Source organism: Mesorhizobium sp. WSM4807 (assembly GCF_055811615.1).
This window is the reverse complement of record NZ_JBVVQY010000007.1, coordinates 250,319-268,891: the sequence shown is the minus strand read 5'-3', so window position 1 is coordinate 268,891 and position 18,573 is coordinate 250,319. Positions and strand designations below refer to the sequence as shown.

The following is an 18,573-nucleotide window of genomic DNA, read 5'->3' as shown; positions in this document are numbered from 1 at the left end:
GGGAGCGCCACCGGCCCAAATACTAGCATGCTCGAGCGGGATAGTATCAAGCCGCCTGTCCCTACCGGCTACTTCAACGTCTGAGAATTCGCCCGGTATTCGCACTTACGGCGGCGACATGTGCTAATATGCTGGTTTCAATCCGCCGAAACTCGTGGATGCCTTCATGCTTCCTCATTTCGCTCACATCCGTGTCCGTGGCCTCATGGTCTTATTGCCATCAGCTATATGCTTGAACACTCACATGTATCGCGTTTCGGCCGATCGGGATGGCATCCGCGATCGGACGTGAGCGTGGTTTTTACGGTTCCTGCGGCGGGAGACCGATGGTGATCCCGCGCGTTCTCCTGCAGCTTGGTCGGCTTGTGCGGCGTCGACGCCTGCGCCGTGCTCCCATCATACTGATGTACCATCGCGTTGCAGACATCGCCGTCGACCCGTGGAGCCTGGCCGTCCATCCGGCGAGGTTCGACGAACAAATCGAAGCGCTGACGCGGAGCCGGCGGGTGGTGCATTTGCATGAGCTGTTTGATGTCATCGCACGGGGTAAGCCAGGCAAACCGCTTGCGGTTGTCACGTTTGACGACGGCTATCACGACGTCTACAGCAACGCTCGCCCGATCCTGCAGCGTCACGACTGCCCGATGACGCTGTTTGTTGCGACGGGAGCAATCGGAAGCGGCAGAGAGTTCTGGTGGGATGCGCTCACGCGCATCTGTCTTGAGACGCCTGAACTGCCTGACCAACTCGACATCACGATCGAGGGAGGCAGGCATCACTGGCTTATCCCGAAGATGGTGGATCAGGCCGGCCGTGACAAAGTCTACCGGGAGGTGTGGTCGGCGCTCCGAACGCTGCCGTATGAGCGTCAGAACGCACACGTCGAAGACATTGCGAAATGGGCGGGCGTTGGTCTCGACGCCAGGCCAGAGCACTGTATTATGACTCCCGTGGAGGTTGGCGACATCAGTGACGACCTGATCACGATCGGCGGTCATACTGTTAGTCATCCCACGCTTCCGGCCCATTCCTTCGCGACCCAGCTTCGCGAGATCGTCGACGGCCGTTCGGCCTGTGAGCAAATGACCGGGAAACGCGTTCTCTCTTTTGCATATCCATTCGGAGACCATGACGCTCTGTCGGTATCTGCCGTCAGGGAAGCGGGATTTGAGTTCGCATGCACGACGCGCGCCGGGTGCGTTGCGCCCGAGGCAGACGTGCTGCGTTTACCTCGATTGTATGTCGGCAACTGGTCAGGGGACGAATTCTTGCGAAAAATCGAGGATCATCTGTTCTGATGAACGCACAGCAGACTACCATTATCACTCCTCGACGCGGCTGGTTTGACCTCGATTTCTGGCACCTGTGGCGCTATCGCGATCTGCTGCTCCTGTTCGCGATGCGCGACATCAAAGTCCGCTACAAGCAGACCTTGCTTGGTCCGGCTTGGCTGATCCTGCAGCCCCTGGCGCTTACCGCAGCCTTGACCACCGTCATCAGCGGTATCGCGGGCATTTCAACGGGTGGCCATCCCGCGCCAATCTTTTATCTGACAGCGCTGGTGCTGTGGTCGTATTTTTCCCAAGTCGTCTCCACCGCGAGCCAGGTCTTCATTGCGAACGGTCATCTTTTCAGCAAGATCTACTTCCCGCGACTCGTCGTTCCCGTGTCGTCGCTGCTGTCGAACAGTGTGGCCCTAGCGATCCAGCTTGGCGTCGCATTGGCCTTCTTGCTCTGGTACCAGCTGACAGGAAAAGTGGACGGGTTGTCGTGGCGCCTCGCGTTTTTTCCGCTGGTGATCATCCAGATCGCGGCGTTCTCGTTGGCTGTTGGGCTTTGCCTAGGAGCGTCAACCGCGAAGTACCGCGATACAGCTCATATGACTCCGTTCCTCATTCAGATCTGGCTGTTCGTGACGCCGATCATCTTTCCTTTTTCGGCTATTCCCGAGCAGTACCGGACGCTGACTGGATTTCTGAATCCTCTCGCTGTCATAATTGATGAATGGCGCTGGTGCTTCTTCGGCACTTCGGCGGTCGGTGCGCCACAAATCGCTGCAGCGCTTGTCACGACCTCGGTCGTGCTGTTCATCGGGGTCGTGATCTTTCAACGCGTCGAACGAACGGCCATGGACATGCTGTGAAGAGAAATGACAACCCTTGCCGCCCCGTAGAGAGTGAAGGTCGCCCTTCGTCGGCCGCCGCGCATTCTGCACAATGGGCACGACGCCGATGCCATTGATCTCCGTCATCACGCCTTTCCTCAATGTCGAGCGGTTTCTTCCGGACGCGATCGAAAGCGTGCGCGCGCAAACCTTCACCGACTGGGAAATGCTTCTCATTGACGACGGATCATCCGACGGCAGCGTTGCAATCGCGGTGGTTGCAGCAACCGGCGATCCGCGAATCCGTTTCATTCGATCGACCGGCCAGCGTCGCGGCGCCGCCGCGGCGCGCAATGCTGGAATCGCGGCCGCGTCGGGGACGTTCTTCACGTTCCTGGATGGCGACGATATATTTGAGCCGGAAAAATTCGAAACGGAACTTGCGATCTTTGATGCGCATCCTCGCGCCAAGGTCCTTTACGGACCGACCCTGTGGTGGTTCCCCGATGAGCCGCACAGGAACTGGACCGACTCGATGCCACGCCAATCGGACCGTCTGCACATGCCGCCCGACCTGCTCGACCAGGTCATCGTGCGCCAGCGGGCTCATGTGCCGTGCATCTGCTCGATCATGGTTCACCGCGAAGCTTTGGTAGCGGTGGGTGGCTTCGATGAGGCGTTCGAGCTCTACGAAGACCAGACCCTTCTAGTGAAGCTGCTGTTGCGCTATCCGGTATTCGTGACATCCACACCCACCGGCCGGTACAGGCAGCACCTCGATTCGACATCGGCCAAGGCGACTGCTTCCGGCATCTACGATCGACTGCGCCCGCATGCGGCTCGCATCGGCTTCCTCGAATGGGTTGAGATGCATGCGTCGGCCTCGGGATTGATGACGCCGGAGTTGCAGCGGGCGCTCCGCTTCGCATTTGCGCGCTATCCGGCCCAGCGTCGGCCCCTGACACTTCGCGATAGGTTTGACCTCGCCATCGAAGCCGGACGCCGGTTCGCTCGGCGGCTGACGCCACGTCGCATCCTGTCGAAGGCGTTCAGGCTGCTGACGAGAGCACGGAAGTAGTGGGCGGGACCGGTGGCGCGGATTGGATCGCGACCGAGCCTGACATGTCTGATATTAACGATACCGTTTTACGTGAATGACAAGTCGCATCGCCTCGCTGGGGGCGACGTGCTAAAACTGACGAGTGTCCATCATTTCTGTGCCAAAATTCTGTTTGTGAGGCCTACGGTCGCGTTCGATTTCTGGCAACGAACACCAGCCCGTTGCCTCTCTGGGAAGCTAAGGAGAATTTGGCTGTTTCATGATCGCAGTCGTCATAACAACTTACAATCACACTCGCTTTCTCGAGGAAGCCATTCAGAGCTGTCTCCGTCAAAGCCGGCCGATGGATGAAATTATTGTCGTCGACGACGGATCCACCGACAATCCGGCATCGGTTGTCGAGCGTCATCCAGGCGTGCGCCTGATCAGGCAGGACAATTGCGGGCTCGCTGCCGCCCGAAACACCGGACTGGCGGCTTCCAGATCCGATTACATCACCTTTCTGGACGCGGATGATCGTCTCCTTCCGAATGCCATGGAGACGGGCGTGCGAGTGCTGGTTGCGCATCCAGATGCGGTTCTCGCTTACGGAGCTCATCGCTTCATCAATGGAAACGGTGCGATCGAGTCAGACAAGCATCACATCGCGCTTATTGAAGATCCTTATCTTCAGTTACTGCGGACGGGAAACTTCATTGCGATGCATGCGACCGTGGTTTATCGGCGGGAGAGGCTCGCGGCCATGGGCGGGTTCGACGCTTCAATGCGCTCCTGCGAAGACTATGAGCTATTCTTGCGAATCGCCCAGCGCGGTTCGATCGTAACGCACGACGATGTCGTCGCCGAGTATCGCATGCACGGCGACAATATGTCGAAGAATCGATCGATGATGCTCGCTGCAGCATTGTCGGTGCTTGACAAGCAGTTGGCAGGCCCGGTTGACGACGATGTGCGTCTTGCAGTCCGCGATGGTAGGCGGTTCTGGAAGACCTACTATACCGGAGAGTTGACTACCGAGGCCTTGCGCGTGATCCGCGCCGAACCCGCCAAAGCGATTCGCATGCTGCGGCAGGCTTTGCAGATGTCGCCGCCGATCACGCTGCAAACGGCGGCATTTAGGATTACACGCAAGATCGGCAGGCATGTGCAACGGCTGCTCGGAGCTTCCGGCGCCGATTGGCGGGCTCCGCGCGTCGGTTCGGTGCGGTTTGGGGATTTCGCACGCACGATGCCGATGAGCCACTCATTTGGATATGATCGGGGCAAGCCGATAGATCGGTATTATATCGAGAATTTCCTTCAATCGAATGCGGCCGACATACATGGCCGTGTGCTGGAAATCGGCGACAACAGCTACACGATGCATTTTGGCGGTGCTCATGTCGTCAAGAGCGACGTGCTGCATGTTGATCCCGATGATCCAAACGCGACCATCATAGGCGACCTGTCGCAGCCCGGAGTGCTGCCGTCAAACGCCTTCGACTGCATCATCCTCACGCAAACACTTCATCTGATCTTCGACATGTCGGCCGCGGTCGCTGCACTGGCCGAAGCGCTCAAGCCCGGGGGCGTGCTGCTGCTAACTGTTCCTGGCATCACCCCGGTCGATCGCGGCGAGTGGGGCAGCACGTGGTTCTGGTCATTGACGCAGGTGGCGTTGGCGAAGTTGCTTGCGAAATCCTTCAGCACCGCGAACATGGCGCTCGAAACCCACGGCAACGTCTTTGCGGCAGTTTGTTTTCTTCAGGGACTCGCCAAGGAAGAAGTTTCTGACCAGAAGCTCGACGTCCGGGATACCGCCTATCCTATCGTTGTCACGGCGCGCGTCGTGAAGGACGGGCTGACCGCGGATCAACCCGGCAGTCGAACCGCAAATGTTACGGCTTGAGATCGATGACAGAATTGCCAGCCGTTGAGGTCCGAGGACTTTCCAAGCGCTACCGGCGCGGCGCGATCGGCGTGCGCTCATTGCGTGAGGAGGTCGAACAACTTGTCGCCCGTTTGCGCTCGCGGGAAGCCGAACCTTCCCTCAACGAATTCTTCGCCATCAAGGACATCACTTTTTCCGTTCCGACTGGCACCGTGTGCGGTATCATCGGGCGCAACGGCTCGGGAAAGACCACGCTGCTCAAGGTTTTGACCTCGATCACAGCTCCGGATGAGGGCGAGGCAGTGATGCGAGGCCGGATCGGAAGCTTGCTGGAGGTAGGGGCCGGATTCCATCCGGATCTCGACGGGATCGAGAACATCTACCTCAACGGCGCGATCCTCGGCATGAGCAAGGCCGAGATCACGCGCAAGCTAGACCGGATCATCAAATTTGCCGATATCGGCAGCTTTCTCGAAACGCCGGTCAAGCGCTATTCGTCCGGCATGTATGTTCGGCTTGCCTTCGCGATCGCAGCTCATCTGGAGCCGGAGATTCTCGTCGTCGACGAGGTGCTTGCTGTCGGCGATGCTGAATTTCAAAGGAAATGTCTCGGCACGATGAAGAACGTCGCGGGTGAAGGTCGGACCGTGCTGTTCGTGAGCCACAACCTGGCCATGGTTCGGCAGCATTGCACAAAAGCGCTTTATCTGGACCGCGGCCTTCTGAAGGATTTTGGCGAGGCATCATCGATCATCGATGCGTACCTGTCGAACACCGCCCCGAGCAGCAACGGATCCGAGCGCGTTGGCGATGATGACCTCTGGATGCAAGTGGCTATTGTGCATCCGGGTACGCGCGAGCGTTGCAGCCAGCTCAAGTTTGGCGGCGATTACGATTTTGTGCTGACGCTGGGCGCGAGGAATTCGTTTCACCGAAGCGTGGTTAATATCCCGATTTTTGACCAGGAAGGCAACTTGATCTCTGTGCTCGAAAGCCTCGCGGAAGGTGTTGGTCAATTTGACATAGTTGGGCAGGCCAAGGTCGTATTCAGCGTGCGATCGTTGGGATTGTTGCCTGGCACTTATAGCGCTGGAGCGGCTCTCTATGCGTGGGGAGAGGATGACCCGGACCTCGCCAGCGACAACTTGCTAACGTTCGACGTTGTTGCAGCAACAGTCAATGACTCATATTGGCCATATCAGAAAGAGCACGGGATTGTGCGACTGTCGCATTCTGCCCAGTTGCTTAAGGTGGATTGAAGGCGCGTGGTCGTGGCAAAAAAATCTTCGATGGAGTTCAATCCGTTGACCGCACGACCGCAACGCTGAAATCGCGCGCCCTGCAAAGACTCAAAGACTGAAGGACAACCTAGGGTTGCGCAACGCCTCGGTCAGGCATCGCGAAAACGGATAAGGGAAAATTTCTCGCTTGCCGCAGTGGCCGCCGCTCTCGATTGCTTGTTGACCAGGCGGCAGGGCTCTTCCGCAAAAAAGATCGTCACAACCGGCGGCGATACCAGGCCAGCGCCGTTTCGACGATCCGGTCGATTCCGGATTGCTCAGGCATCCAGCCGAGTTCCCGGGTCGCCTTGCCGGCCGCGGCCACTAGCGCCGGCGGGTCGCCTGCCCTGCGCGGACCGTAGGCCACAGGAAGGCGCTTTCCAGAAGCCCGGCTCACCGCATCGACCAACTCGTTCACCGTCGTTCCGGTTCCGGTGCCGAGATTATAGACGTGGACTCCCGGATCGCGCAGAAGTTTCTCCCCTGCCAGAACATGCGCACGGGCGAGATCGGTGACGTGGACATAGTCCCGCACCGCGGTTCCGTCCCTTGTGTCGAAGTCGGTGCCATTAATGGTAAAAATACGGCCCGACCTGACCGCCGCCTCGATCGCGAGCGGAATGACATGCGTTTCCGGTTCATGCCGCTCACCGACCTCGCCGTCCGGATCACATCCGGCCGCGTTGAAATACCGCAGCACAACCGCGTTGAGGCCATGGGCATCCGAAAGATTGTCCACCATTCGTTCTACGATGAATTTCGACCATCCATAGGGATTGATGGGCGACTGCGGATGCGTTTCGTCGATCGGAGAACGAACGGGAACGCCGTAACACGCGCAGGTGCTCGACAAGATCAGCTTGTCGACGCCGATCTTCAGCATTTCCTCGAGCAAGACCAGCGTCCCAAAACTGTTATTTCGGTAGTAGAGTTCCGGGCGCTCGACGGACTCGCCGACATAGGCGTAAGCGGCGAAATGCGCCACCACATCCGGCCGATACTGGTGCAGCGCTGCTGCCACCGCTGCGACATCGCAAATATCGCCCTCGACAAGCGGTCCCCATTTGACCGCGTCGCGCCAGCCGCGCGAGAGGTTGTCATACGCAATGACCGACCAACCGGATTCGGCGAATGCCTTGCAACAGTGTGAGCCGATATAGCCCGCCCCGCCAGTGACCAAGACTGTTTTCATTCGGCTTCAGCGGACCGAGCATATCCCGATGAGGCCAAGTCTTCGAAATAGGCAATGGTCGTGGCGAGGCCATCGCGCAATGCAATTCTTGGCTTCCAGTTGAGATCGCGCAAGGCACACCCGATATCAGGCTGTCGCTGCCTTGGGTCATCGACGGGCAAAGGTAAAAACCTGATCTTGGATCGGCTTCCGGTAAGTTCGATCACGAGATTGGCAAGTTCGAGCATCGTGAATTCGACCGGGTTGCCGAGATTGATTGGACCGGTAACATCGTCGGCCGTGTGCATCAGGCGAACCAGACCATCGATGAGATCATTGACGTAGCAAAATGAGCGTGTCTGCTGGCCGGTGCCGTACACAGTTATCGGCTTGTTTCGCAGTGCCTGCATGATGAAGTTGGAAATGACGCGGCCGTCGTCCGGACGCATCCTCGGACCGTAAGTGTTGAAGATGCGCGCTACCTTGATCCGCAGACTGTGCTGCCGCCAATAGTCGAAAAACAGGGTTTCGGCACACCGCTTGCCTTCGTCGTAACAGGAACGGGGACCTATCGGATTTACCCTGCCCCAATAGTCCTCGGTCTGCGGGTGAATCTCGGGATCGCCGTAGACTTCAGACGTGGACGCCTGAAGGATCTTTGCGCGAACCCGCTTGGCGAGCCCCAGCATATTGATCGCCCCATGGACGTTGGTCTTTGTCGTCTGGACCGGATCGAACTGATAGTGAACCGGGCTTGCCGGGCAAGCAAGGTTGTATATTTCATCAACTTCTATGTAGAGCGGAAATGTCACGTCGTGGCGAATGATCTCAAAGGATCTGTTGTCGAGCAAATGCGAGACGTTTCTCCGACTTCCTGTGAAGAAATTGTCGACGCATACAACCTCGTGGCCTTCAGCAAGCAACCGCTCGCATAAGAACGATCCCAGAAAACCTGCGCCCCCCGTCACCAAGACTCGCTTTGCCTGCTGCATTTTAGGGATCCTCACGCCAGTTCTTCACGCAATCGAATGCGCAAAGCCCTGAGGCGAGGATAGGAAAAAAATGCTGCGCAGCAAACACAAAATGTTAACGCACTTGAAATGGTCGCGTGAGGTGTGCGCAAAAATACGCGAAAAAACCGATCATTCGCCCGTTTTGACGGTTTTCGTCCGAACGTCGGCTTGCCGGCAATCGGCATTTGGACGTGAACGCGCTGCGCCGCAGCATGATCGATTGCTAATTAAGGGAGATCCTGCACAGTCTTGACCCGGCTCCTATCACCGCCGATGAACGCCTCGCGATTGGGGGTCAAAAGCTGACATAGGCGATGTCCACTTTCGACCCCCTGCATCCTCTCTCCGCCGTGCTACGCCGGTTGCAACTCCCTGCGCGGCAGCCGCGGGAAGGCGATCGCCACCGCCACCGCGCCGAGCCCGACCAGGGCCGAGCCGATGAACAGCCAGGAATAGCTGGCATAGGCATCGAACACCATGCCGCCGGCGAGCGGGCCGAAGGCCATGCCGATGCTGGACAGCATGGTCACAGCACCAAACACCGTGCCGAGGATGCGCTGGCCGAAATATTCGCGCGCCAGCACCGCATAGAGCGGCATCACGCCGCCATAGGTGGCGCCGAAGATGACGGCGAGCGTGTAGAATTGACCAAGCTCACTGACGGCGAGATAGGCAGCGATGACCACGGACTGTATCGCCAGACCGGTAATCAGCACCGGCTTGACCCCCAGCCGGTCGGCAAGCACGCCGTATAAAAGCCTGCCGCCCAGCCCCGCCAGGCCCTCGATGCTGTAGATGCTGACCGCCGCCATCGGCGCTATGCCGCACAGCATCGCATAGCTCACCATGTGGAAGATTGGCCCGGAATGCGCCGCGCAGCAGGCAAAGAAGGTCAGTGCCAGAACGATGAACTGCAGCGAGCGCAGCGCCTGCGGAACCGACATGCCGGTATCGTCGGCGGCAAGATCGGAGTCGGCGCCGTCAGCGGCAGGCTTGGGCGGCTGACGCACCAGCAATGCGGCCGGCACCAGCAGTGCCCAGGCCGCGACGCCGATGACGAACATGGCTGTGCGCCAGTCATAGGCCGAGATCAGCCAGCGCGCGAAGGGCGAGATCGTCATGGGTGCCACGCCCATGCCGGCCGAAACCAGCGAAACGGCAAGGCTGCGGTTCTTGTCAAACCAGGCCGTGGTCAGCGCGATCATCGGCGCAAAGAAGGCGCTTGCCGCGAGGCCGACGAGCACGCCATAGGTGATCTGGAAGGCAAGCAGCGAGCCGGTGCGGCTGGCCAGTACCAACGCCAGCCCGAGCAGCACCGCACCTATCATCACGACAATGCGAGCGCCGTAGCGATCGTAAATGGCGCCCCAGGCGAAGCCGCCGAGGCCCATTACCAGGAAGTTCAGCGTCATCGCGCTCGATATGCCGGCACGCGACCAATCTGTGTCGAGCGCCATCGGTTCGAGGAAGATCGCCAGCGAGAACATCGCCCCGAGGGCGACACAGGTCATCAGGGCGCCAGCCGCGACGATGACCCAACGATAGGAAATGCGCATATTTTTCTCCCGAGATCGTTTGGACACGGCGCGACTTCTTTCGAGCTTCGTCACACCGCTTGCGTCCGAAGGACGATGGCGACATTTCGAATCCTACAATCCGGTTGCATTTTTTATCCAGTCAGGAAATCGCGCCACTCGATTGCTCCATTGCATTGACCGTGCACCGCCCCGAGCTAGATTTCCAACCTGGCGATCAGGAGCTAACAGGCATGGAACTTCATCGCGGCCGTCTCATCGACCACGTCCAGCTGGTGGTTAGGGATCTTGCCGCCAGCCGCCGCTTCTACGAGGCGGTTTTCAGCGTGCTCGGTATTCCCATCGGCGGCAGCGCCGAGGATTACTTCTGGGCCGACGAACTGTTCGTCTCCAGCATCGATAGCCGGGCGGCCAGCGGACAACTGACGGGGCGCCACCACCTTGCCTTCCAGGCAAAGGACCGCGCGATGGTCGACGCCTTCTACAAGGCCGGCCTCGGCGGTGGCGGCACGGACAATGGCGCACCGGGCGAGCGGCAGCATTACCATCCCGGTTACTATGCCGCCTTCCTGCTCGATCCCGACGGCAACAACATCGAGGCTGTCTTTCACGGGCCAGCCAACCGAAGCGTTGCTTCGGTGAAGATTACGTTCTGATGACCGGGTGACCCGGGCAAGATCTTGCTTGCGACGGCGTCGGATCGACTGCGTGCGCCATCCCGCCCGCCCTATCGAGTCAGCACCGCCATCTGGCTCGCCAGGAAGTCGACGAACAGCCGGGCGCGGACCGGTAGCTGTCGCCCATACGCATGGACGATGTGCACCGGCATGGTCGGCATCGCCACCTCGGGCAGGATGCGGACCAGGCGGCCGGCGTCGAGATCGTCCTGCACGGCAAACTGCATCAGATGCGCGATGCCGGCTCCGGCAAGCGCCGCTTGCCGGATGGCGCCGCCGTCATCGGTATCGAGCCGCCCGTTCGGCGCGACTACCGTGCCGTCGGCCAAGATGACCGGATAGGGCCGGCCGGCCATCTGATAGCGGATGAAGTCGTGGCTCTGCAACGCCTCGATCGAGGCCGGCCGGCCACGCTGTTCGACATAGGCCGGCGAGGCCACCAGCACGATCGGCAGATTGGCGATCTTGCGCGCGATGAGCCCGGTGTCCGACAGCGCCCCCATGCGCACCGCGACGTCATAACCTTCGCGGATCAGGTCGGCGTGGCGGTCGGTAACGTTGAGTTCCAGTTTCACCTCGCTGTGCTGAGCTAGGAACGCTTGCGCCCAAGAGGCGATCAGGCCCCGCCCGAGTTCCACGGATGCCGTGACGCGCAGCAGGCCGCGCGCTGTATCGGCCATCTGGACGATGTCCTCGGCATCATCGAGCGCTCTGAGCAAAGGCGCGATCCGCTCGTAATAGGCGAGGCCTTCGCTGGTCAGGCCCAGCCGGCGCGTCGAGCGCTGGATCAGCCTGACGCCCAGCCGGCGCTCGAGCCGCGCCACGCTCTTCGACACCGCCGACGGGCTGGAGCCGACCAGCCGGCTGGCGGCATGGAACGAGCCCGCATCGACCGTGCGCACGAAGGCGACGAGACCAGCGGTCTTTTCGAGGATGGTGGTCATTCAAGAATTCCAGGCACGAAACAACCGATCAAGGCAATCCTAATACGCTATCCGATCACTATTAAATACCGCCCATCATCAACAAAGGAGAAATTTGATGAGCAAGCTGAACGGCAAGGTCGCCATCGTCACCGGCGCCTCCAAGGGTATCGGCGCCGGCATCGCCAAGGGCCTTGCGGCGGCCGGTGCCGCCGTCGTCGTCAACTATGCCTCGTCGCGGGAAGGCGCCGACCGCGTCGTTGCCGAGATCAAGGACGCAGGCGGCCGAGCCGTCGCCGTCCACGGTGATGTGTCGCAAGCGGCTGACGTGCGCCGCCTGTTCGAGGCGGCCAAATCGTCGTTCGGCGCGGTCGACATACTGGTCAACAATGCCGGCGTGTTCGCGTTCGAACCGCTGGAAGCCGTGACCGAGGCCGAGTTCCACCGCGAGTTCGACACCAATGTACTGGGCACGATCCTGGCCATCCGGGAAGCGGTGAACCATTTCGGCACCAGAGGCGGCAGCGTGATCAACATCAGCTCGGTCGCCAGCCTCAACCCGCAGCCGAACTCGCTGGTCTACGCCGCCACCAAGGGCGCGGTGGATTCGATCACGCTGTCCATGTCGCGGGAGCTCGGCGCCCGCAACATCCGCGTCAACGCCATCGCCCCGGGCGGCGTCGACACCGAAGGCCTGAAGCGGATAGGCATCGTCGGCAGCGAGTTCGAGAAGCAGGTCATCGCCATGACCCCGCTCGGCCGCTTCGGACAGCCCGACGACATCGCCCGCATCGCAGTGTTCCTCGCCTCCGACGAGGCATCGTGGCTGACCGGCGAGCGCATCACCGCATCGGGCGGTTGGCGGTAGGGATAGAGGGCGCGGACCGCCGTTTCACGGACCATGCCCAACGCAGCGCAACGTCGATAAAACACTGCAATCGATGACGGGAGCGATTTAAGACCTATGTTGCGTCGAGGGAGGAGCGCCGTGCGGTATCGATGACAGCGAGAAGCCGGGGAGATAACGGATGACGGACGACGAAAGAGCAATCCGAAAGTTGGTCGAGACGTGGATGGATGCGAGCAAGCGTGGAGACACCGCGACCGTCCTCAGCTTGATGACGGACGACGCGATCTTCATGGTTCCCGGCCGGGAGCCCTTCGACAAGGAGATCTTCGCGGCGGCCGCGCAGGAGATGGCCGGCGTTCATGTCGACGGCACGAACGAGATCGTTGAACTACAGCTTCTCGGCGACTGGGCCTTCATGCGCGGTCGTATCGATATGACCGCGACGCCGCCGAACGGGAAGCCGGTGCGTCGATCGGGATATACGCTGACGCTCCTGCGCAAGGAGGCTGATGGTGCGTGGCGGCTCGCGCGCGATGCAAACCTGCTGACCCAGCAAAGCTAGAGCCGGTCTCCGGCATCTCTGCACCGGAAGGCACGCCATGGGGAGCGATAAGATGGCAAAGATGCGATACAGATCGCCCTGAGCAGCGTTCCCCTCGTCCACCTGATCACACCGGCAAGAGAGCGTTCGGCTTGACATCGGCGATGGAGGCGAAAGTGTGCGTTTCGCGCACGCCGGGCAGTGGCAGGATGATCCGCTGCAGGAAATCCTGGAACACCGCCATATCGGCGATCCGCGCCTTGACCAGATAATCGAAACCGCCAACCACCATGTGGCACTCCAGAACCTCCGGAGCTTTCGCCACGGCTTCGGCGAAGCGGTCAAAGACGTGCGGCGCCGTGTGATCAAGCCGGACCTCGATGAACACCAGCGTTCCCCGGCCGACCTTGCGCGGATCGAGCATGGCCCGGACCGCGGTGATGAACCCGTCGCGGAACAGGCGCTTCACCCGCTGGCTGGTTCCGGTCGGCGACAGCCCGACACGCCCGGCAAGATCAAGCGTCGTCCGGCGCCCGTCCTCCTGCAGCAGCCGGAGCAGGGTGCGGTCTATCTGGTCGAGGTCGCCCATTTCACAATCCACGCTATTTCAGGGATTTGTGTGCCGCTTTCACGCAGAGCGATCAAAATCAACGTATTTCATCACATGAAACCTCGCAATAGCCTGCGCTTCCCTCACCCGTTCAAAGCAAATGTGGTGAGCCGATTTCGACGAACACAGGAGTGCAGGATGACCAAGGAAGCGTTCAGCCCAGCCGGCAAGAGTGCGGCGGAAATCAGCAAGGGAGTGACCGAGATCCTGGTGTTGAGCGAAGCCGACGTGATGACGTGCATCGACCTCAGCCAGCTTCTCGATGTTCTGGAAGACGGCTTCACGGCGCTGTCACAAGGCAAGGTCGTCAATCCACCCCGACCACAACTCGACATCCCCGGGGCCGGCTACAGCCTCGCCATGCCGGCCTGGATGGAGGGCATGAACCTGACCGTCAAGATCGTCAACGTCTTCGAAGGCAACCTGGCAATCGGCCTGCCCAGCCACCTCGCCACCATCAGCCTGTTCGATCCGCTGTCCGGCCTGCCGGTCTGCATCATGGACGGCACCTTCATAACCGCGGTGCGAACCTCCGGCTCCGCCGTGCTGTCGGTGCGCGCGCTTGCGCGCCGGGATGCCAAGATAGCGACGGTGGTCGGCGCCGGCGTGCAGGCCAACCAGCACCTGCATCTGTTGCCGCTTGTGCGCGACTTTGCCGAAATCCGCGTCACCTCGAAGAGCTTCGACGATGCGGCAGCGCTTGCCCGGCTGCATCCGTCGGTGGTGGCGGTCGCCGACCTCGAGGCGGCAGTGCGCAGTTCCGATGTGGTGTGCCTGGCGACGCATTCCTACGAGCCTGTGATCAAGGCAGACTGGGTTCGGCCGGGCACGCATGTCTCGTCGGTCGGGGTAGCGCCGCCCGACGGTGAAATGCCGATCGAGCTCATCGGCAAATCCAGTCTTTTTGTCGAAACCAAGGATGCGTTCAAACCGACCCCGGTCGGTTCTTGCGAGCTTGCCGGCTTCGACCCGGATTTCGGCACCGAGCTTGGCGCCATGCTGCTCGACCGCGCGTCCGGTCGCGTTTCGGATCGACAGATCACCACCTACAAGGCGATGGGCATTGCCATGGAAGACATGGTCGCCGCCGATCTCGCCTATCGTTGCGCCAGGCGTCTGCGCAGGGGAAAGCTCATCGTGCTGTAGGCGCGTGCCGCGAGCCAGGCGGGATCGACGTTGCTGACAATTGGCGCTTTCGCGGAAGCGGCCGGGCCGGCCCCTCAGGCCGGCTCGCGCTTCAGCGCCTGCGCCATGCAGTGGATGCCGCCGCCGGTCTTCGAGATCTCGCTCATGTCGATGGCCGCCACGTCGAAGCCGCGCGCCTTGAGCTGGCCGATCAGCGTCTGGCTCGAGGTCGGCGCGATCACCCGGTCCTTGCCCAGCGACATGAAGTTGCAGCCGAGCGCCATCGTGTCCTGGAACGGCACGTCGATGATCTCGTGGCCCTTGCCCTTCAGCCAGTCGACGATGCCCGGCTCGGTGCAGGCGAGGCAGACGGCGGTCAGTTTCTCGGCGATCGGCACCACCATCAGGTCGATATGGACATAATATTCGTCGATGAAGGCGATGCGGGTCTCCCAGCCCTCCTTGTCGAACCAGGCCTGGACCTGGCGGGCGCCCTCCTCCTGGGTGCGGGCGCCGCCGCAGCCGATCAGCACCACGCCGTCCTCGATGACGTTGAAATCGCCGCCCTCGAAGGTGCCTGCGGTGATCATGTCGTAGATCGGGATACCGAGCTTCTCATAGGTGCGGATCGCCGCATAGTTCTCGCCGCGCCGCCACCATTGGGACATGGCGGTGATAATGGCGCCATACGGCGTCATGACGCTGGAATCGCGCGAATAGACCTGCATCGGCAATTCCGGCGTCGGCTCGTGCCAGTGGATGTTGACGCCGAAATGCTCGTAGGCGGCGACCAGATCCTTGTGCTGCGCCTGCGCGATCTGGATGTTGCACGGCGCCTCGCGCAAATGCTTGCGCGACAACGAGCTGGTCGAGAGGTGGCGCAGGAAATTCGGCGAACCGAGCAGCACGTCGGTCAGGACGTCGGTCTCGTTGGCGAAGCCCCAGGCGGTCAGCGGCTTGGTGCCGCCGGCCGGATTGCGGCGCTGCAGTGAAAACGGCTCGGTGACGATGCGATCATGGACGGTCATGGGGTTCTCCTGGCTTGAATGATCACGCGGCTTGATTGCTTGGTATCCACCAGTCCCTTCCGCGCGGGGTGGTGACATATTCCGGCCAGCGGAAATGGATCGGCGGTTCGTAGTCGCAGAGCGGCGCGAGCCAATTGCTGCCACCAATGCCGCCGCCGGTGCGGCTGACGAATTCGTCCATCGCGGCTTCGCGGGCGGCCTTGTCTTCCAGCAGGCGAAGTGCCGCCAGGGCGATCGTCTTCGCGGCGCAGGTAACCATCGGATCGATGGTGGCTGAAATGCCGCCCAGCGCGTTCATCGCCCAGGACGGATACGCCTGGCCGTTCTCGGACCGCAGCGCCGGCCGGGCGACATAGAACCGCGCCGTCGGCGCGTGCCACGACATGTCGGTGTAATCGTCGGAGGTCGAATTGAGTTGCGATGGCGGCAGGTCGCGGCGCAGCAACGCCTCCGCCTCCTCAGGCGCGATCAGTTGCTCCAACTCGGCGATAAACGGCTCATCGGTCGCCGCGCCGCCGGCAATGACCTGGATTTCGCGCGCGATCGTCTTGGCCGTCTCGTCCCAGCGCGGCGGCCCGACCTTCGACAGCGCCTCGTAGGCAATCATTGCCATGGCGTGGTTAGCCAGCCCCGGCCGCGACTTCGACACCCAGTGCCGCTCGTAGCGGCAGCCGCTCATTTTCGCGGCGGCTTCGGCATTGCGGTCGAGCACGGCGGTCACCTGCTCGGCCATGGCAAGCGTCGGCACGCGGATCATGTACTGGATCTCGGCCAGACCCGCCGGCAGATTGTCGGCGGTCGCCTGCCCTGCCGTCAGGACCGCTTCGCTGATCGACCAGCCGCCCTGATGCGGCAGCATGGAATCGCGCAGCGCCTTGGAGGCCATGTACATCATCATGAGCGCGTCGTTGGCGCCGGGCGCCCTCACCGCGGAATGCGCCTGCGGAATCGGTGCGCCATCGCTGGCGCGAACCCAATTTTCGGGTTCGTCGCACACAAAACGGTAGATCATCGCGTAGGCCGCTCCGCAATGGGTGTCCCAGCGCGCCGTGTTGCAGAGCGGCAGCATGTAGAAGGGATGGAAGGAGATCATGCCGGCGAGCCCATCATAGTAGCCCTTTGCCGCATGGATCGGCTTCGATCCTCGCACTTTCTCCGCCGGCTCGCCGGTGAAACGCAGCGTGCCCGATATGCCGTGGCGCTGCATCGCCGCCTTGGCCGCCAGCAGACCGCCGAGGCTGGCAATGCCCAGCCCCGAATGCGGATCGGTATGGCCGCCGGCCTCAGCGCCTAGACCCGGACGCGGTCGCTTGACGGTCGCCGCATCCTGGCAATTGCCGGGTACCGCGTCATACTCGGCATACATGCCGATGGTCGGCCCGGCGCCGTTGGTCCAGTGGGCGCAGAAGGCGGTGGGCATGCCGCCGGAGCCTTCCTCGACCGAAAAGCCCTCGTGCTTCAGATGCTCGACATACCAGGCGGCCGACTGGTATTCGCGCCAGGCGGTCTCGCCGAAATCGAAGATCGTCCGCGTCCACGCCGACAGCGACGGCTGGATATCGTCGAGACAGGCAAGCGCGGTTGCTTGGGCCGAGGTGGTCACCGGTTCCTCCATGGGTGAAAGAAAGCAGTGAAGCGCCTCGCCAAAAAGTGATATGTTTTCCCGGCTCATGCAAATTCGGTTCACCTCTTGAGAATTCCATCGACGCAGGCGCTGCGCGCCCTCGACAGTTTTGCCCGCCACGGCAGCGTCTGGCGCGCCGCCGACGAACTGCATCTGACCCGCAGCGCCGTCAGCCATCAGCTTCGCCTGCTCGAACGCGATCTCGGCTTCGATCTGCTCGAGCGCATCGGCAAGGGCGTGGCGTTGACGCCGCGCGGCCAGCGCTATGCCAGTGACGTGCGCAAGGCGCTGACGGTGCTGGGCGATGCGGTAACGGGCCATGCCGGCACCGGCGTCGGCGGCTCGTTCAGCGTCAGCTGCACGCCGGGCTTCGCCTCGCTGTTCCTGTGTACTCACATTGGCGAATTCCGGCAGATGTACCCCGATGTCGCGCTGCGTATCCTGACGCCGCGGCGGCTGGACGATGTCAGCAATGCCGACGCCGACGCCTTCATCGCCTTCGGCGTCGGCAACTGGCCGAACCGCGCGGTCGAGCTGTTGTGCGAAATCTCGTTCACGCCGCTGTGCAGCCCGACCCTGCTCAACAAGATCGGCGGGTTTTCCAAGCCCGCCGACGTGCTGCGCGCCAATCTCCTGCATCTGGGCGACACCGAGGACTGGGCGCGCTGGCTGGCGCTGTCGAAGGTCGAGAATCCCGACATCGAGGGCGGCATCTTCTTTTCCGACATGAACCTGGTCTTTTCGGCGGCGATCGCCGGCCAAGGCATCGCCATGGGCGACGAGCTGACCAGCCGCCGGGCGCTGAGCGAAGGCCGGCTGGTCCGCCCATTCGACATCGCGATCAGTTCGCCGCGCTCCTATTTTCTCGTCTCCGAACATGCCAAGGCGGCGCATCCGGTGCTGAATGTTTTCAGTGGATGGTTGCGATCGAAGCTGTCGGAGAACCAGCGTTAATCTCCCCTCCTTGAGGGGGAGATGGCCGCGAAGGCGACAGAGGGGGTCGTCTCGCGTGGAGTGGCGACTTCCTCTTTCTTTGAAAGCAGACCGGGCCGAGTCCGGCCGAAGCGACCCCTCTGTGGCCGTAGGCGCCCTCGACCCCCTGGGGCGCCCGATATTAAACAAAATTTACCGGGAGGCGCAAAAAAATAGGTTTCGGTGAGCC

17 protein-coding genes are annotated in these 18,573 nt (G+C 61.4%); 10 read left to right on the top strand and 7 right to left on the bottom strand.

The annotated features are described in order from the left end of the window. Window positions 1-326: 326 nt before the first annotated feature. The 5 genes from AC0L3N_RS12270 to AC0L3N_RS12250 all read left to right on the top strand — a co-directional run bounded on the left by AC0L3N_RS12270 (window position 327) and on the right by AC0L3N_RS12250 (window position 6,293). Window positions 327-1,298 carry a polysaccharide deacetylase family protein gene (locus AC0L3N_RS12270; protein ID WP_473547836.1) on the top strand — a complete coding sequence of 324 codons (972 nt, stop codon included), beginning with the start codon at window positions 327-329 and terminating at the stop codon, window positions 1,296-1,298. Next, complete coding sequence (locus AC0L3N_RS12265) at window positions 1,298-2,143, top strand: ABC transporter permease (protein ID WP_051695003.1); 846 nt, start codon at window positions 1,298-1,300, stop codon at window positions 2,141-2,143. The genes AC0L3N_RS12270 and AC0L3N_RS12265 overlap by 1 nt, the downstream gene beginning before the upstream one ends. Window positions 2,144-2,231: 88 nt before the next feature. Next, on the top strand, window positions 2,232-3,182 hold the full coding sequence (locus AC0L3N_RS12260; RefSeq protein WP_473547835.1) for a glycosyltransferase: 951 nt from the start codon (window positions 2,232-2,234) through the stop codon (window positions 3,180-3,182). Between the two features lie 241 nt (window positions 3,183-3,423). Further along, window positions 3,424-5,052: a glycosyltransferase family 2 protein gene (locus tag AC0L3N_RS12255; RefSeq protein ID WP_473547834.1), complete on the top strand. Its 1,629-nt coding sequence runs from the start codon at window positions 3,424-3,426 to the stop codon at window positions 5,050-5,052. 5 nt (window positions 5,053-5,057) lie between these two features. Next, entirely contained in the window at window positions 5,058-6,293 is a 1,236-nt protein-coding gene (locus tag AC0L3N_RS12250) for an ABC transporter ATP-binding protein (protein ID WP_473547833.1), read from the top strand. 238 nt (window positions 6,294-6,531) lie between these two features. Here the strand turns inward: AC0L3N_RS12250 and galE are convergent, their stop codons facing one another. The 3 genes from galE to AC0L3N_RS12235 form a co-directional block, all read right to left on the bottom strand. Continuing rightward, complete coding sequence (galE, locus tag AC0L3N_RS12245) at window positions 6,532-7,506, bottom strand: UDP-glucose 4-epimerase GalE (RefSeq protein WP_473547832.1); 975 nt, start codon at window positions 7,504-7,506, stop codon at window positions 6,532-6,534. Next, window positions 7,503-8,477 carry a UDP-glucuronic acid decarboxylase family protein gene (locus tag AC0L3N_RS12240; protein ID WP_473547831.1) on the bottom strand — a complete coding sequence of 325 codons (975 nt, stop codon included), beginning with the start codon at window positions 8,475-8,477 and terminating at the stop codon, window positions 7,503-7,505. Before AC0L3N_RS12240 ends, galE begins: the two co-directional genes overlap by 4 nt. Window positions 8,478-8,851: 374 nt before the next feature. Next, window positions 8,852-10,054, bottom strand: coding sequence for an MFS transporter (locus AC0L3N_RS12235; RefSeq protein ID WP_473547830.1), 1,203 nt, complete (start codon window positions 10,052-10,054; stop codon window positions 8,852-8,854). A gap of 212 nt (window positions 10,055-10,266) precedes the next feature. Here AC0L3N_RS12235 and AC0L3N_RS12230 point away from each other — a divergent pair, with 212 nt between their 5' ends. Then, the gene (locus AC0L3N_RS12230) at window positions 10,267-10,689 is read left to right on the top strand and encodes a VOC family protein (RefSeq protein WP_123148120.1); all 423 of its coding nucleotides are present in this window, start codon (window positions 10,267-10,269) and stop codon (window positions 10,687-10,689) included. Window positions 10,690-10,760: 71 nt separating this feature from the next. Here the strand turns inward: AC0L3N_RS12230 and AC0L3N_RS12225 are convergent, their stop codons facing one another. Continuing rightward, window positions 10,761-11,654 (bottom strand): LysR family transcriptional regulator, encoded by an 894-nt coding sequence (locus AC0L3N_RS12225; protein WP_123148119.1) that lies wholly within the window; start codon window positions 11,652-11,654, stop codon window positions 10,761-10,763. A 97-nt stretch (window positions 11,655-11,751) separates the two neighbouring features. Between AC0L3N_RS12225 and AC0L3N_RS12220 the strand changes: the two genes are divergently transcribed. Together AC0L3N_RS12220 and AC0L3N_RS12215 are read left to right on the top strand one after the other, a co-directional pair. Further along, complete coding sequence (locus tag AC0L3N_RS12220) at window positions 11,752-12,501, top strand: SDR family NAD(P)-dependent oxidoreductase (protein ID WP_473547829.1); 750 nt, start codon at window positions 11,752-11,754, stop codon at window positions 12,499-12,501. Between the two features lie 160 nt (window positions 12,502-12,661). After that, window positions 12,662-13,045 (top strand): YybH family protein, encoded by a 384-nt coding sequence (locus tag AC0L3N_RS12215; protein WP_123148117.1) that lies wholly within the window; start codon window positions 12,662-12,664, stop codon window positions 13,043-13,045. A gap of 106 nt (window positions 13,046-13,151) precedes the next feature. Here the strand turns inward: AC0L3N_RS12215 and AC0L3N_RS12210 are convergent, their stop codons facing one another. Beyond that, window positions 13,152-13,613, bottom strand: coding sequence for an Lrp/AsnC family transcriptional regulator (locus AC0L3N_RS12210; RefSeq protein WP_473547828.1), 462 nt, complete (start codon window positions 13,611-13,613; stop codon window positions 13,152-13,154). Window positions 13,614-13,772: 159 nt separating this feature from the next. On the opposite strand from AC0L3N_RS12210, the gene AC0L3N_RS12205 reads away from it, so the two are divergent. Next, entirely contained in the window at window positions 13,773-14,780 is a 1,008-nt protein-coding gene (locus AC0L3N_RS12205; RefSeq protein ID WP_473547827.1) for an ornithine cyclodeaminase family protein, read from the top strand. A 74-nt stretch (window positions 14,781-14,854) separates the two neighbouring features. On the opposite strand, the gene AC0L3N_RS12200 is transcribed toward AC0L3N_RS12205, so the two are convergent. Together AC0L3N_RS12200 and AC0L3N_RS12195 are read right to left on the bottom strand one after the other, a co-directional pair. Next, on the bottom strand, window positions 14,855-15,787 hold the full coding sequence (locus AC0L3N_RS12200) for a dimethylarginine dimethylaminohydrolase family protein (protein WP_473547826.1): 933 nt from the start codon (window positions 15,785-15,787) through the stop codon (window positions 14,855-14,857). A gap of 22 nt (window positions 15,788-15,809) precedes the next feature. Then, a complete protein-coding gene (locus AC0L3N_RS12195) occupies window positions 15,810-17,402 on the bottom strand; it encodes a zinc-binding metallopeptidase family protein (protein ID WP_473547875.1) in 1,593 nt (530 codons plus the stop codon). Window positions 17,403-17,477: 75 nt separating this feature from the next. Here AC0L3N_RS12195 and AC0L3N_RS12190 point away from each other — a divergent pair, with 75 nt between their 5' ends. After that, window positions 17,478-18,365 (top strand): LysR substrate-binding domain-containing protein, encoded by an 888-nt coding sequence (locus tag AC0L3N_RS12190; protein WP_095496498.1) that lies wholly within the window; start codon window positions 17,478-17,480, stop codon window positions 18,363-18,365. The last annotated feature ends 208 nt before the right edge of the window (window positions 18,366-18,573 follow it).